This window comes from Acinetobacter sp. DMC2 (assembly GCF_056314305.1).
On the sequence record NZ_JBQUYP010000001.1, the window covers coordinates 1 to 15,336 of the forward strand.

The following is a 15,336-nucleotide window of genomic DNA, read 5'->3' on the forward strand; positions in this document are numbered from 1 at the left end:
ATAGCAATTGCATCAAGTGAAGAACCACAGAGACGGTTAATGGTGGTGGCTGGAACCTGATACGGTAAACCTGCAAGTAATGCTGACATACGACCGACGTTACGGTTATCTTCACCGGCTTGATTGGCACAGCCATAGATCACATCATCGACCTGTTCCCAATCTACATTCGGGTTACGCTGCATGAGCGCTTTAATTGGCACAGCACCAAGGTCATCGGCACGGACAGGAGCAAGGCCACCGGCATAACGGCCGAATGGAGTACGGATGGCATCGATGATATAAGCGTTTTTTAATGTCATTTCCCTACTTCCTTACCCTTGAGTCGCATCAATCAAAGTTGCACCAGTTAAAGCCTGTAACTCATCAAAGCTAAGACCTTCCACTTTCTCAATCACCTTTAAACCATCTTTGGTCACATCAATCACACACAGGTCGGTGTAAATACGGTCAACGCAGTGTTTACCCGTAACTGGATAGCTCAGCTCAGCCACAATCTTTGGCTCACCTTGCTTGGTCACATGGTCAGTAGTGATAAATACTTTTTTAGCACCTACAGCTAAATCCATCGCACCACCTACCGCAGGAATTGCATCCGGTGCACCTGTGTGCCAGTTGGCCAAGTCACCATTTGCTGCCACCTGAAAGGCGCCAAGCACGGCAATATCAAGGTGACCACCACGCATCATGGCAAATGAGTCGCCATGGTGGAAAAAGCTGCCGCCTTCAAGCATGGTCACAAACTCTTTACCCGCATTAATGAGTTCAGGGTCTTCTTCACCTGCCGCTGGCGGTGGACCAAAAGCCAACAAACCATTTTCAGAATGAAGAAAAATATCTTTGTCGTTAGGTAAGTAGCTTGCAATCTTGGTTGGTAAACCAATACCCAAGTTCACATAGGCACCATCTGGAATATCTTGTGCCACACGTTTTGCAATCTGGTCACGGCTGAGTTTCTGGTAGCTCATGTTATTTCTCCTTATTGCTTATTGTGCGGGCGCTACTTGTACAACATGCTGTACAAAAATACCTGGGGTGATGATGTGTTCTGGGTCTAATCCACCGAGTTCAACCACTTCAGAAACCTGAGCAATGGTGACATCTGCAGCCATCGCCATAATTGGGCCAAAGTTACGTGCAGATTTACGGTAAACCAGATTGCCCCAGCGGTCGCCTTTGTAGGCCTTAATCAAGGCAAAGTCAGCCTTGATCGGATATTCAAGTACGTAATCTTTCCCATCAATCTCACGGGTTTCTTTGCCTTCAGCTAAAAGTGTGCCAAAGCCAGTTGGAGTAAACACAGCACCTAATCCCATACCGGCTGCCTGAATACGACAAGCCAGATTGCCTTGTGGCACCACTTCAAGCTCGACTTTTCCGGCACGGTAAAGTTCATCAAATACGTAAGAGTCTGCCTGACGAGGGAAAGAACAAATCACTTTTTTAACTGAGCCGGCTTTAAGTAGTTTAGCCAAGCCATAATCACCATTACCGGCATTGTTGCTGACAATGGTCAGATCCTTAATACCTAGTTCAATCAGTCCGTCAATGAGTTCAGCGGGTTGTCCTGCGGTACCAAAACCACCAATCAGAATGGTCGCGCCATCTTTAATCTGCGATAGTACCTCGCTAAGAGAGGACTTACTTTTGTCAATCATTAGACAACTCCATTGTGCTCATTCAGGAAGGAATAGATAAGAGATTTAGGCACACAGAGGCAGAATGAACAGATAGATATTTCACTCAATCCCGAGTGTTTCCCTTAGATTTCCTTTTAAACATTCTTGATAATTTTTGTAATTTGATCTAGTTATCAAACCATGGTTTTGTTCGGTATAAATATTTTTTGTTCGATGATCGAACATTATCTAGTATAGTTGTACGATCTTGATAAATCCTAAAACTTATCAATGTAAAAGAATATGAGTGGTTATAAATAGATATGTAGAAAACTTGCTTAGATGAGCAAATCATCCAAGCAAGTTAAAAATAATAGAATTAAGACTGAGATTGCAGAATCAAACGTGCAAGTTCTAAATCATCGGGATAGGTAATTTTTATATTATCCGAACGCCCCATTACGACCTGTACAGTTTCACCCATATACTCGAGTGCGCTTGCCTCATCGGTAATAGTGACGTCATTTTCTAAAGCATATTCAATTGCTTTTTTGAGTTTACCGATTTTCGCAATTTGAGGGGTTTGTGCTTGCCATAAGAAATCACGACTTACCGTTTTATTAATATGATTATTTACTTCAACCTGCTTTAACGTGTCACGAACGGGAATCGCTAAAATAGCACTATGATTTGACTCAACTGCTGTTTGAACAAGGGTATTTAAACAATCAATAGTTACACAAGGGCGAGCCGCATCATGCACAAGAACCCAATCATTTTCATCGGCAAAATTTAAAAGATGATTTAATGCATTTAAAACCGAATGGACTCGCTCAGCTCCACCAATGCAAAAATGTGCCTTATCTATATTTTGAAATGCTAGAGTCTGGGCAAAGGTATCTTGTATACCAATTGCCAAAACATAACCATTTAATGGAAGTTGGCTTATACGGCCAATCGTATGTTCTAAAACAGTTCTATTCTGAATATATTGATACTGCTTCAATTCAGTTTTAGAAAAACGACTTCCTGATCCTGCAGCTGGAATCACTGCCCACAATTTAGTCTGGGATATCTGGGGATGCAGGTGTCTCATTCGTTTCCAAATCAACTTTAGCGTTCGGGTCAATATAAATAGGTTTGTAATGGGTACTGATCGTACTCATTTGAACAAATGTCTCGTGAGGTTTAACCAAACCAAGATCAAGGCGGGCATGTTCTTCTATTGCTTCTGTACCATTTTTCAGGTCAAAAACCTCTGCTGCCAAAATACGGTTTCGTTCTTTAAGCTCTTCATTAACTTCAGCTTGTTGCTGAATTTGTTGCATGAGAGCTTGATGAGGGATATAGCCACCCTCACCTAACCAAAATTGATATTGCAGGATAGCTACTAAAACAATAACAAGTAGCAATATCAGTTTGCTTGAAGTGGATCGAAATACTTCTAACATATCATTAAGATTTTTAATTAAAAACTTTGATTAAGCTTTTGTATTGTATAACAATTTAAAAAGAGCATGCAAAATTCCTGCAAAATCAGTGCAAAACTATTAATGCGCATGTTACTTTAAATTGACCATTGTGACATGTTTCATTTTGTCAAAAATGAATGGAATTTGAAAGGGAAATCATATTTATAAGTACAACTGCTTATAAATCACTCTATGTATATAAAAGCTATTCTGCGTATCAAAAAAATTATGTTGAATAAATAGAAAAAAGTCCTCACAAGAGGACTTTTCAATAGAGATTTAAATGAGCCAGTAATTAGAAGTTATAACGAACACTCACCGTTGCATTTCGTGGCGTGCCCCAATTCATTGAGTTAGCACCAATACCTTCATAATATTTTTCATCAAAAATATTATCGATATTCAATTGAAGTTTGATATTTTTATCTACTTGATAACCAAGCATCGCACTTGCTAAAACATACGCATCTTGCTCGATACGAGAGCTTCCGCTACCCGTATAGTATTTACTCTTATAATTTAAACCAAGCCCTGCACTCCATTGATCAAGTTTGTATTTAACAAATAGATTCGAGGTTGTTCGAGAGTTTGTCGTATTAACCTTTGTGCCTTGTGCATCTTTTGCTTCAAAATTAGCAATACCAAAGTTAATACCCCAATTGTCATTAATCTCGCCATCAGCTTCAAACTCAAAACCTTTACTTTTAACCCCATTTACAGCGCGATAGGCCTGCTCTGTAGTTTGTGTACCATTGCGGACAATAAATACTCCCGGTATCAACTCAGCAAAATTAGATTGTTCTATTCGGAATACTGACAATGCTGTATTTAACCGTCCTCTAAACCATTCGCTCTTTAAGCCAGCCTCATAACTCTTACCTGTAATCGGATCAATATATTGATCATTTATATCTTTACGTTCTTGAGGTTTGAAAATTTCTGTATAACTCGCATACACAGAATGATCTTGGGCAAAATCATAAATAGCGCCAACATATGGTGCTAATTCATTGTTAAATTCACGGTTACCTTTATCATTTTCAGACTTATATTCCCAGTTAGATAAACGTGCCCCAGCAATAATTTTCAAAGGATCCAGAATCTGAAATTTACCAGCAATATATGCGGCAGTTTGTGTGGTTTCATTCAGCGCATTTTTACCATTTAATACTACTGGTTGAAGCAACTCTTGAGCCATATCATTATAATTAAGTGGTCCACCTAAATACTTTTCAATGTCTTGATTGGTGTTAGATCCGCCAAAAATATCCTTTGTTTTCTCATTTTTATTCCAGGATCCACCAATAATGATTTCTTGCGGACGATTAAAAAGCGTAAATGGAGCATTGATAAAAACATCAATATTGTTTTCTTCATTTGCAGCTTTTGCGCCATATACAGAAACATAATCAGTTTTATTCAGCTGATTATCATTTGGATTTTCTAATGGACTTGTATTGGTTGCCTTGTCTACTTTTCCAGCTGTATATAACAACATAGAAGCTGTATCTTCTTTACGGAAGGTATAAGCAACATTTAAATTAACGTCATTAAATAAATTCTGCTTTAAGTTTGCAAATACTGCTGTTGTATTTACATCCCAATAAGTCCAAGGTGCACTTACTGTTAAACTTCTAGAGAAATTGGTACGAGTCCCATCAGTATAAAAAGCAGGTGTACCACCCCAACGGATACCATCACGATGTAACTCTTGATAAGTTGCACCAAGCGACATGCTTGTTTTATCACTCAAATCATAATCAACCGCACCATAAAATACATTGCGTTCTTTCTCATAGAAATCCATAAATGATTTTTCATCAGAATGTTTTACAAACATGCGTCCACGCAATGATCCATCTGCATTAAGTGGCGTGGAAACATCTGCTGAGCTACTCCAAGAGTTCCATGAGCCTAATGATGTACTGACATTGCCAGTAAGTTCTTTAGCATTAGCATGCTTACGAATCATATTGAGAGCCATTGCGGGGTTTCCCGCACCTGTAGTTAAGCCACTAGCCCCCTTAACGACTTCGACACGATCATAAATATCTAGATCAAGATCACCTATACTTAAGTTGGTTGTACTCGGCATTCCATCCAGCAAATAATAATCTACCTCAAAACCACGTGCATAAGCTTTTTGGCGCTCATCGGTACGTGAAGTTGAAACACCCGTAATATTGTTCATTAAATCTTGAAAAGAATCGATTTTTCGATCATCTAAATATTCACGAGTTAAAACTTTGACCGATTGAGGTGTTTCACGAAGTGATAAATTTAATTTTGTTGAAGTATTTGTGCTTTTTGCTGTATAGCTCCCTGAACCTTCAGTAACGGCCGGATTTTCTTGTTCTGCTTGTACTTTTATCGTTGCTAAAGTGGTTGTTTCGGTTTGTTCTGCATAAACAAATGAAGGTACCGTTAAAGCCATAGAAATTGCTAAAGGGTGAACTCTAAATGCTTTTCTAAAGAGCGGATTGTACATAAGAAAATTCCATAATAACCAATGTGCTGAACCATATTTTTAGCCTTCCACTACCTTGTTCCTTGTTACACAGTAGTAAAAGTTCGGCACAAAAATTAACACGAATGATAATTGTTATCAACTTTAAGTTAATAATTATTCTTATTTGTTTAATTTAAATTTCTAATCCATCACTGCATTATAGAATTGCTATCCACGCATCAAAATTTGAATTTCAAACAGATTGAATACTGATCTTGTTCAATCATGGTGCTGAAAACATAGGCTTTATATTATTGATTCAAAAATATATAAACCAATTTTTAAATTCAAATTGACTTTTGAACTGCTCATGAACCTGAGAAATAAAAAACTACACAGTATTTTCTTTTATATTTTATTATTCTTCATAAATCTCATGAAAGAGAATAAAGGTATAAACTGTAGTGCACAAAATTTTAGCGTTTTCTTTAGTAAGCTTAGGTTTAAGTGCTTGTGATCACCCTACGGATGATAGCCCTTCAAAAATAATTAATATGGAGAGCAATCATAAACAATATACACCTTCTAACCCTTATATATTTGAATATAATGATATTGTTTCCAGTCTAAAAGCTGGGCGGCCACCAGATACTTCCCATATAAAATTTAAAAACTTATTAAAAAAAATTCCTTCTAATGATAATAATTTAGATATTTTAAAAACCAAACGCAAGGTACTTATTCACTTAGGTTGCCTTAAAGAGGCATATATAGTTACCGAAAAAATTTTAAATAAAACAGATAGTTCACAACTACAAGAGATGCAATGTATTTTCTTAAGAAAAATGCAAAAAGATGCTCATGAAATAAAAGCATGTTATGAAAAAACCGCTAATAGTTACTTAAATGAGATAAATTTAATCCCCAAAGCTGCTTTGAGATATCAATATGCTTTATGGGGCCACTACGCAGCAATGTTCCATGCTGGACATATAGAATATAAAGATAAACTCCAAGAAATTATAGATTATCACAACATAGAAGATCACAAAAAAACATATCAGCAAATGTATGAAAACGTTATGAACTCTTCTATTTTTCAAACACGTTTAGACGCGATCCCTTATACCTCTGATTGTCATTAATCGATCTTCTTATTCTTATGATTTACCATATTTATAGCCTGCACTGTTATTCCGCTTAATTTATTTAACAATAAGAAAGCACGCCTTGGAATATAGTTTCTAATGCTTCCCCCACTCTATTGCAAATATTATCTCGCACAACTTTACAGCCTCCTTCATAAATCTTTTTTAAACGTGAGATTCATACAAAATCACATATATTTCTAATTATTAACTAATAACTACTTAAAATGTATATTTTTTTATTTTTTACTTTGGTAAAAATTTTACAAGGATTTCTTCTAACTATTTTAATAAGGAGAAAAAAATGGATTTTTTTAATATTTTCATCGGCGATACGACTTGGAAGTTTGTTTTAGAAATTTTAGTTCGCTGTTTTGTGATGTTTATTATTATTATCAGTTTTTTAAGGTTATCGGGTAAAAGAGGAATTCGGCAGCTTTCACTTTTTGAACTTGCCATTATTTTATGTTTAGGTTCAGCCGCTGGTGACCCGATGTTCACTAAGGACTTACCTATTGCCCATGCTTTAGTGGCTTTTACGGCTATTCTTTTTCTTTACCGACTTGTAACCTGGGCCATGGTGAAGAATAAAAAAATTGAAGACCTGTTGGAAGGAAGAGCTCTCTGTGTAGTCAAAGATGGACTTTTAGTTTACAAAGATTTCCAGAAACAATCATATTCACATGATGAGTTTTTCTCAGAGATGCGCCAACAAAATGTTGAACATCTTGGGCAAGTGAGAACAGCTTTATTGGAGTCTGACGGTATCCTGAGTTTACTTTACTATGAAGATGAAGAGGTAAAATGGGGACTCCCCCTATTCCCAGATGCTTATTGCAAAGCTGACGTACTTAAAATCAATACTTTTTATTCATGCATGAAATGTGGTGAAACGAAAATTCTAAATACTCTCGATCAAGAATGTTCTCGTTGCAAACACCATAGTTGGGCTAAGTCGTTAAAGACCCGTCGTCTAGGATAATAAAAAAGGCGCTATTTCCCATTAATAGAGAGAAATAGCACCTTAAAATGTTAAAAAACAAATTTTAACTTTTTATTTAAAGATTAGTTTAAACCTTTAAACTCAGCTTTACCACGGTAAGCAGCTTTAGTCAATTCTTCAATACGAAGTAATTGGTTGTACTTAGAAACACGGTCAGAACGGCAAAGTGAACCAGTCTTAATTTGACCAGCTGCTGTACCTACTGCCAAGTCAGCAATAGTTGAATCTTCAGTTTCGCCAGAACGGTGAGAAATTACAGTCGTGTAACCATTTTCTTTAGCAAGGTAAATTGCATCAAGAGTTTCAGTCAACGTACCAATTTGGTTGTATTTGATTAAAATAGAGTTACCTACTTTCTCATTAATACCACGTTGTAAAATCTTAGGGTTTGTAACGAACAAGTCATCACCTACCAATTGGATTTTATCACCAAGGATAGATGTCAAGTAAGACCAACCTTCCCAATCAGATTCATCTAAACCATCTTCAATTGAGATAATTGGATATTGGTTTACAAGGCCTGCTAAATAGTCAGAGAACTGGTTGCTTGTGAATGCTTTATTGCCTTCACCCGCAAGAACATATTGACCATTTTTATAGAATTCTGAAGATGCACAGTCAAGCGCCAACATAATATCAGAACCAGCTTTGTAACCAGTTTGACCGATAGCTTCAAGAATAACAGTGATTGCTTCTTCGTTTGAACGCAAGTTTGGTGCAAAACCACCTTCATCACCTACAGCAGTGTTTAAACCTTTTTTGTTTAAAACTGATTTTAGTGAATGGAAGATTTCAGCACCAGCACGTAATGCTTCAGCAAATGAAGTGAAGCCAACTGGCTCAATCATAAACTCTTGAATATCAACGTTGTTGTCAGCATGTGAACCACCATTGATGATGTTCATCATTGGTACAGGCATAGTTAAAATCGTTTGACCACGTAAGTCAGCGATGTATTGGAAAAGAGGAATTTTCTTTTCATCAGCAGCAGCGCGTGCAACAGCCAATGACACAGCCAAAGTTGCATTTGCACCCAATTTTTCTTTGTTTTCAGTACCATCAAGTTCGATCATCGTATTATCGATGTCTTTTTGTTCAAATACTGATTTGCCCACTAAAGCGTCACGGATAATCGTGTTTACGTTGTTAACCGCAGTTTTAACGCCTTTACCTAAGTAACGTGATTTATCACCGTCACGTAGTTCTAAAGCTTCACGAGAACCAGTTGAAGCACCAGATGGTGCACATGCACGACCAACAACCCCAGATTCTAAAATTACGTCTGCTTCGATGGTTGGGTTACCACGAGAGTCCAAAATTTCACGTGCACGGATGTCAACGATTTGGCTCATGAACAATTCCTCTGTTGAATGAATATGAGCTGCGATTAAAGCAGCGTAAATGAGTAAAAACTCAATGGGTGTCTAACTTTTTGAATCCTTTAACCAAAGTATCCAATTCTTTTATTTGTGCCAAGAATGGCTCAAGCTGCGACATGCGTAATGCACAAGGTCCATCGCATTTTGCATGTTCTGGGTCTGGATGACCTTCCAAGAACAATCCAGCCAAGCCTGTTGCCATTCCAGCGCGTGCTAAAGTTGTAATTTGAGCACGACGTCCACCTGCCGAGTCAGCACGACCACCAGGAGTTTGCAACGCATGTGTTACATCAAAGAAAACAGGAACATTCATTTCTTTCATGATGTCAAAGCCAAGCATGTCTACAACAAGGTTGTTATAGCCAAATGCTGAACCGCGCTCACAAAGAATTAGTTTATCGTTTCCTGCTTCTAGACATTTGTTCAGGATATGACGCATTTCATGAGGTGCCAAAAACTGAGCTTTCTTGATGTTAATAATAGCCTGTGTTTTTGCCATCGCTTCAACAAGATCAGTTTGGCGACTTAAGAAAGCCGGTAACTGAATAATATCCGCTACTTCTGCAACTGCTTCAGCTTGGTGTGGCTCATGAACATCGGTAATGATAGGAACATTAAAATGTTTTTTAATATCGCCTAACCATTCAATACCTTTTTCAAGTCCAGGACCACGGAACGAATGCAGACTAGAACGATTTGCTTTATCGAAACTCGCTTTAAATACATAAGGAATATCTAAGCGTTTGCAGATATCAACATAAGTTTCTGCAATTTCGAAAGCTAAATCTTTTGATTCAAGTACGTTCATTCCGCCAAATAATACAAATGGCAAATGATTTGCCATTTGTATATCGCCTAAACGTACAACTTCTTGTGGTTTTAATTGTGACATTTAAACTTTCCCAGTTTATTTAAAATCGCATTACTTACTTTTTTGATGCTGTGTTTTCGCAGCGTCAATAAAACTAGCAAATAATGGATGTCCATCACGTGGTGAACTTGTAAATTCCGGGTGGAATTGTACAGCAATAAACCAAGGATGTTCAGGAATTTCTACAGTTTCAACCAAATGTTGAGCCGAAGAGTAACCAGAAATCTTCATACCAGCTTGTTCAATCGCCTCAATGAAACGGTTATTCATTTCATAACGGTGACGATGACGCTCAGTAATTTCTGCTTTACCATAGACTTCACGTGTTTTAGTGCCTTCAACTAATTCAGATTTTTGTGCACCCAAACGCATAGTTCCGCCTAAATCAGACTCAACGCTACGTTGTTGTAACTCGCCACGCTCATCTAACCATTCAGTAATTAAACCAATTAATGGATACTTGGTAGAACGGTTAAACTCTGTAGAAGATGCTTCTGGCATTGCAGCAACATGACGTGCATATTCGATTACAGCCAATTGCATGCCTAAACAAATACCCAAGAATGGAACTTTGTTTTCACGTGCATATTGAATAGCTTTCATTTTGCCTTCAGTACCACGCTCACCAAAGCCACCTGGGACTAAGATTGCGTCAGCAGTTTGCAAAATAGAAACATCTTGGCTTTCAAGCTCTTCAGCATTGACATAGTCAATCTGTACTTTCACACGGTTTTTGATGCCTGCATGCAACAATGCTTCATTAACAGATTTATAAGCGTCTGGTAATTCAACATATTTACCAACCATAGCTACACGCAAAGTGTATTCAGGATTGAGTAATGCTTCGACTACATTGTCCCAATCTTCTAGGTTTGCTTCTGGAAGATCATTAAATCCAAAACGTTCACAGATCAAGTCATCAACGTTTTGTTCATAGAAAGTACGTGGAATTTGATAAATCGTTTTCGCATCTTTACATACCACAACGGCACGCGCTTCCACGTTAGTGAACAATGCAATTTTGCGTTTAGTATCAACATCTACATCATATTCAGTACGGCAGATTAAGATATCTGGCTGAATACCAATTGAAAGTAATTCTTTTACAGAATGCTGAGTTGGTTTCGTCTTAAGCTCTGCTGCCGATTTAATATATGGCAACAAAGTTAAATGCATAAGCATGGTACGTTTATGACCAAGCTCAACCATTAACTGACGAACTGACTCCATAAATGGAAGTGATTCGATATCACCAACCGTACCACCAATCTCAACGATTGCAACGTCGTAACCTTCACCAGCGCGAAGTACACGTTCTTTAATATTGTCAGTAATATGTGGAATAACTTGAACCGTACCGCCTAAGTAGTCACCACGACGTTCTTTGTTTAGAACATCTTGATAAACACGGCCACTCGTAAAGTTATTCAGTTTGGTCATTTTCGCACGACGTAGGAAACGTTCGTAATAACCCAAGTCTAGATCAGTTTCGGCACCATCCTCTGTGACAAAAACTTCACCATGTTGGAAAGGACTCATTGTCCCCGGATCGACATTAATGTAAGGATCCATTTTAACCATTGTGACTTTTAAGCCACGGGCTTCCAAAAGTGCAGCAACTGAAGCAGCAGAAATACCTTTACCTAGCGATGAAACCACACCACCAGTAACAAAAATAAAATGGGTCATTAAGTTTCTCGTACAATCAAGCCGAAATCGGCCTACAATGTTGGGCAATTTTACTGTACTCTGCCCCTATAAAGCAAAGTCAAACCGCACCAATTCAAAGATCATTAAACAACTGGCTATTCTATCAGCATTTTTAATAAAAAATTAGGTCAATCTCACATGATTTTTTCATTCTCTTTTGCTGTTATAATGCGAGCTCCTCAATTAAATGTTGTTTAGGACAATGGCAAATAAAAAACTTTTAATCTGTGCTGCTATTGCGGCTGGACTATTGTTAACCGCATGCGTCAAAAAAGAAACACCAGAAGAAGAGCAAGAAAAGGTTGAAACTGCTGTTTCAGAACCTAAACCTGCTGAACCTGCAAAATTTGAGTCTTTAGAAAGTGTTAAAACTGAAGAAGCTCAAACTCAGGAACCAACGCAAGTCGAAGTTCATCACGAAGAAACAGCGAATACTACAACTGAAATTCGCCGTGAAACTCGTCCTGCCAATTCTGAGCAAAATTCACAAACAACTGTTTCTGAACAACCAAAAGCAGAGCCGAAGCCTAAGCCAGAACCTAAACCTGAGCCAAAAGCGGAGCCTAAGCCTGAGAAAGCTCAGTCAAAACCTGCTAAGCCAGCAGAACCATCTCAAACTGAAGATGATGCTGTTGCCGCTGCAATTGCTGCTGCTACGCCAGCGCTTAAAAACTAAGTTCTCGTATGAATATGCCCAAATTAAACACTTGATTTGGGCTTTTTAAATATTATTAAAATTATCAATTCACTCATTAGTTTCACTTTTTTATTCCAATTTGTCTTTAGAGTTTCCCTAGATATCAATTCAGGACAACCTACTTCTTTTACTTCAAAAAACATTGACGCTCCCTATTCCGAGATGTAATTTTTAATCAAGTTCCTTTTTGGAACTTTAATTAAAAGAAGATTGGAGCTTAAAATGAATACCGTATCAAATCGCGTGCCTGCCTCATTTCCAGTCCGTCGTATGGACTATAATTTTGAAAATGTACCTCGCTATTGGTGTAATAACGAACCCACTTTTACACATTATTTTACGGGTTTATCTACATTGTTCCCCGAGGGTGAATCATATTTTGTTCGTTCAGTTCGAGCATTACGCGCAAAAGCAAAGTCGAATGAACTTCTAGATCGTGAAATTAGTGCTTTTATTGGTCAAGAAGCAATGCATTCTAAAGAACATCATGCTTTTCATGTGAGTGCACAACAACATGGTTTAGATCCAGAATCTTTAGAAAAAGTAACGGGTATTGTTTTAAAAAGTATTGAAAAAGTTTTTAGTAAAAAATGGAACCTACTTGTAACGGTAGGCCTTGAACACTACACCGCAGTACTTGTAGTTAGCATGATGCAGTCTGTTAATGAACTGATGACAGACTCAACTATTCGTAACTTATGGTTATGGCATAGTATTGAAGAAACTGAGCATAAAGCTGTAGCCTTTGATCTTTATGAACACTTGTATGGAAGTGGGCTAAGCGCATATCTCCCACGTATCACCGTATTTACTTTAAGTTTATTTTTAATTACTGGCTTCTCAACAATCTATCAATTCATTCTTATGAAACGAGATCGCCAACTACTTAATTTTAAATCTTGGCGTAAGTTTCTTGGTTTTATGACAACACAATATAAAGTTTTAACTCCGAAATTTTTTGACTATTATCGCTTTGACTTTCATCCTAACCAAACTGACGAAAAAGATCTGGTTGCCAGTACTAAAATCAAAATTGGACTAAAAAATTCAAAATTACTTTTATCCTGATCCGATGAAACAATAAAGCCCATCTATTGAATGGGCTTTATTTAAACAATTACGGCAACGCAATCATTGTTTATGATCAACCATAAAATAATTCGATATTAATTTGGCTGCCCATGAAGTACTTTTCCAACCTTCGTAAAAACCACAATGACTTCCCTTTTTAGTGGTTACCACTGCAATATTACTCATTTGCTGAATAGTTTCTTTATATGGTTCTAAATTTTTAATAGAGCATACTGGATCGTCTTCAGCATTAAGAATCATTAATGGAATTTTGACATTTTCAAATACATAAATGGGATTAATTGCCTGACAATAACTTTGATAGTCCTGAAAGCCTGCCATTTCAAAGTATTCTTTTTCAAACTCTTCAAGACTAGTCGTTGCAAGAACTTTTTCTAAAGAAGCAACCTGGTTCCAAGTACTTTGATAAGGATGAATAAAATATTTAAATAACTTTTTTGTCATCATTTTGCTATAAAACGGGTGAACATTTTTAAAGCCAATCTCAGTGTTGTAGCCTGGACACATTGCAAAAGCTGCTTTAAATGGTGTGTCATTGCCTTGCTCACCCAAATAACGAACTAACAATCCTGTGCCAGCAGAAGAACCAACTGCATACAAATCCGATTCAGGAAACAAATTTTGAATATGCGTAAGCTGCTCTTTAAGATCACTGGTTGATCCGAAAAGAGAAATCTGTGGTACAGGCATAGGTAAACCCGCATGCCCACGGCGTAAGCATAGTGCTATTCTCCATCCCGTATATTGATGAATATCTCTCACCAATTCACGCATACTTTCAGGTGTCCCTGTAATGGTGTGCATGATAACAACTGTAGGAGTATCTTTCGGAAGATTATAGCCATACCATGCAATTGCAGTTACGCCACCATCTTTCATGCTGAGTTGCTCAATACGGTCATATTCAAGCTTGATGGTTTTTTTTCTAATAATATCGAAATATAAAAGATGAACATGATTATTACTTAACCACGGTGTAGGACGATATTTCTGCTTAAGTTGGGGCAACTTATCCAAAACATCTTTAATTTTCCCTTGTGGGTCATAATAGACTTTTGGCTGTTCAGCACCGAGTACTGAATCAAATAATTCTGAACCGAAAGCTTTAATTTTATTTAAAGTAGATATGCCCATATCCAATCACGACCTCTGATTATGAGTTAAATGATTGCCGCACTAATGCCGCAACCTGCTGTCCCCAAATTGCATAAATTTCTTTGCTTGGATGAAAGCCATCACTTGCCATAGGCAGATTCAAAGCTTGAAAACTTTCAATATCATATTGAATGAATCTAAATTGGTTTTGTGCTTCTACCCATTTATATAATACTTGATTCATTTGCTCCGCGTATTTTCCAAACAACCAAGCCAATGGATTGGGTAAAGCTGGAAAATGTTGCATGGGCGGAACGCCTGAGACAATAATGAGTTTAGGCTGAAAACGTGCTTGTATATATTCAAATAATTGCTTTTGTTGTTTTATCCATGAATTTGCTGACGTTAATTTTGTCACATCATTAACGCCAATAGACGTAACAACAACATCATAATTTTGTGGCTCTAAATACTGTAAAGCTTGAAAAACCTGCTTAGTAGTATCACCTGTTTTTGCGTGAAGCTTCCAACTTATCAAATATTGATCTTGTAACTCAGAAATAATTGCGCCAGATAAAGCGTCTTGCTGTGTTTCAACACCAACTCCCGCTGCGGCAGAGTCTCCTAAAATAAGCAGAGATAATGGTCTGCCCTTGCCAACCATGCCTTCTCTTTCACCACTGGCTTCTAGCAAGCGTGGTGTATTCTTACGAACCTTTGTTCCCTGCACAAACAGTACAGGTAACAATGCTAAAGTTGAAAGTTTTAACCACATTCTATTAATCTCTATCGTACTTAGGC

15 protein-coding genes are annotated in these 15,336 nt (G+C 37.5%); 4 read left to right on the forward strand and 11 right to left on the reverse strand.

Features of this window, described 5'->3' with window-relative positions:
• The 6 genes from ACT53H_RS00005 to ACT53H_RS00030 all read right to left on the reverse strand — a co-directional run.
• On the reverse strand, positions 1-302 hold a 302-nt coding region (locus tag ACT53H_RS00005), incomplete at its 3' end, for a thiolase family protein (protein WP_079743518.1).
• A 12-nt stretch (positions 303-314) separates the two neighbouring features.
• Positions 315-968 carry a 3-oxoacid CoA-transferase subunit B gene (locus ACT53H_RS00010; protein WP_004792017.1) on the reverse strand — a complete coding sequence of 218 codons (654 nt, stop codon included), beginning with the start codon at positions 966-968 and terminating at the stop codon, positions 315-317.
• Positions 969-986: 18 nt separating this feature from the next.
• Complete coding sequence (locus ACT53H_RS00015; protein WP_108010720.1) at positions 987-1,658, reverse strand: 3-oxoacid CoA-transferase subunit A; 672 nt, start codon at positions 1,656-1,658, stop codon at positions 987-989.
• A 340-nt stretch (positions 1,659-1,998) separates the two neighbouring features.
• Positions 1,999-2,715 (reverse strand): 2-C-methyl-D-erythritol 4-phosphate cytidylyltransferase, encoded by a 717-nt coding sequence (gene ispD / locus ACT53H_RS00020; RefSeq protein ID WP_476008320.1) that lies wholly within the window; start codon positions 2,713-2,715, stop codon positions 1,999-2,001.
• Positions 2,681-3,070 carry a cell division protein FtsB gene (gene ftsB, locus ACT53H_RS00025; RefSeq protein ID WP_004643028.1) on the reverse strand — a complete coding sequence of 130 codons (390 nt, stop codon included), beginning with the start codon at positions 3,068-3,070 and terminating at the stop codon, positions 2,681-2,683. The genes ispD and ftsB overlap by 35 nt, the downstream gene beginning before the upstream one ends.
• A gap of 316 nt (positions 3,071-3,386) precedes the next feature.
• The gene (locus ACT53H_RS00030; protein WP_476008321.1) at positions 3,387-5,579 is read right to left on the reverse strand and encodes a TonB-dependent siderophore receptor; all 2,193 of its coding nucleotides are present in this window, start codon (positions 5,577-5,579) and stop codon (positions 3,387-3,389) included.
• A 425-nt stretch (positions 5,580-6,004) separates the two neighbouring features.
• On the opposite strand from ACT53H_RS00030, the gene ACT53H_RS00035 reads away from it, so the two are divergent.
• Both ACT53H_RS00035 and ACT53H_RS00040 read left to right on the forward strand, forming a co-directional pair.
• On the forward strand, positions 6,005-6,685 hold the full coding sequence (locus tag ACT53H_RS00035; RefSeq protein WP_476008322.1) for a hypothetical protein: 681 nt from the start codon (positions 6,005-6,007) through the stop codon (positions 6,683-6,685).
• Positions 6,686-6,992: 307 nt separating this feature from the next.
• Positions 6,993-7,670 (forward strand): DUF421 domain-containing protein, encoded by a 678-nt coding sequence (locus ACT53H_RS00040; protein ID WP_004792006.1) that lies wholly within the window; start codon positions 6,993-6,995, stop codon positions 7,668-7,670.
• Positions 7,671-7,753: 83 nt separating this feature from the next.
• Here ACT53H_RS00040 and eno read toward each other — a convergent pair whose 3' ends face one another.
• The 3 genes from eno to ACT53H_RS00055 form a co-directional block, all read right to left on the reverse strand.
• A complete protein-coding gene (gene eno / locus ACT53H_RS00045) occupies positions 7,754-9,043 on the reverse strand; it encodes a phosphopyruvate hydratase (protein ID WP_004792004.1) in 1,290 nt (429 codons plus the stop codon).
• Positions 9,044-9,104: 61 nt separating this feature from the next.
• The gene (gene kdsA / locus ACT53H_RS00050) at positions 9,105-9,962 is read right to left on the reverse strand and encodes a 3-deoxy-8-phosphooctulonate synthase (RefSeq protein WP_003652054.1); all 858 of its coding nucleotides are present in this window, start codon (positions 9,960-9,962) and stop codon (positions 9,105-9,107) included.
• A 30-nt stretch (positions 9,963-9,992) separates the two neighbouring features.
• Positions 9,993-11,630 carry a CTP synthase gene (locus ACT53H_RS00055; RefSeq protein ID WP_004792002.1) on the reverse strand — a complete coding sequence of 546 codons (1,638 nt, stop codon included), beginning with the start codon at positions 11,628-11,630 and terminating at the stop codon, positions 9,993-9,995.
• Between the two features lie 223 nt (positions 11,631-11,853).
• On the opposite strand from ACT53H_RS00055, the gene ACT53H_RS00060 reads away from it, so the two are divergent.
• On the forward strand, positions 11,854-12,327 hold the full coding sequence (locus tag ACT53H_RS00060; RefSeq protein WP_034596188.1) for an internalin: 474 nt from the start codon (positions 11,854-11,856) through the stop codon (positions 12,325-12,327).
• Between the two features lie 243 nt (positions 12,328-12,570).
• The gene (locus ACT53H_RS00065) at positions 12,571-13,416 is read left to right on the forward strand and encodes a metal-dependent hydrolase (RefSeq protein ID WP_004791999.1); all 846 of its coding nucleotides are present in this window, start codon (positions 12,571-12,573) and stop codon (positions 13,414-13,416) included.
• A gap of 63 nt (positions 13,417-13,479) precedes the next feature.
• Here ACT53H_RS00065 and ACT53H_RS00070 read toward each other — a convergent pair whose 3' ends face one another.
• Both ACT53H_RS00070 and ACT53H_RS00075 read right to left on the reverse strand, forming a co-directional pair.
• Positions 13,480-14,574 (reverse strand): YheT family hydrolase, encoded by a 1,095-nt coding sequence (locus tag ACT53H_RS00070; protein ID WP_476008323.1) that lies wholly within the window; start codon positions 14,572-14,574, stop codon positions 13,480-13,482.
• Positions 14,575-14,593: 19 nt separating this feature from the next.
• Entirely contained in the window at positions 14,594-15,310 is a 717-nt protein-coding gene (locus tag ACT53H_RS00075; protein WP_174727564.1) for an SGNH/GDSL hydrolase family protein, read from the reverse strand.
• Between the last annotated feature and the right edge of the window lie 26 nt (positions 15,311-15,336).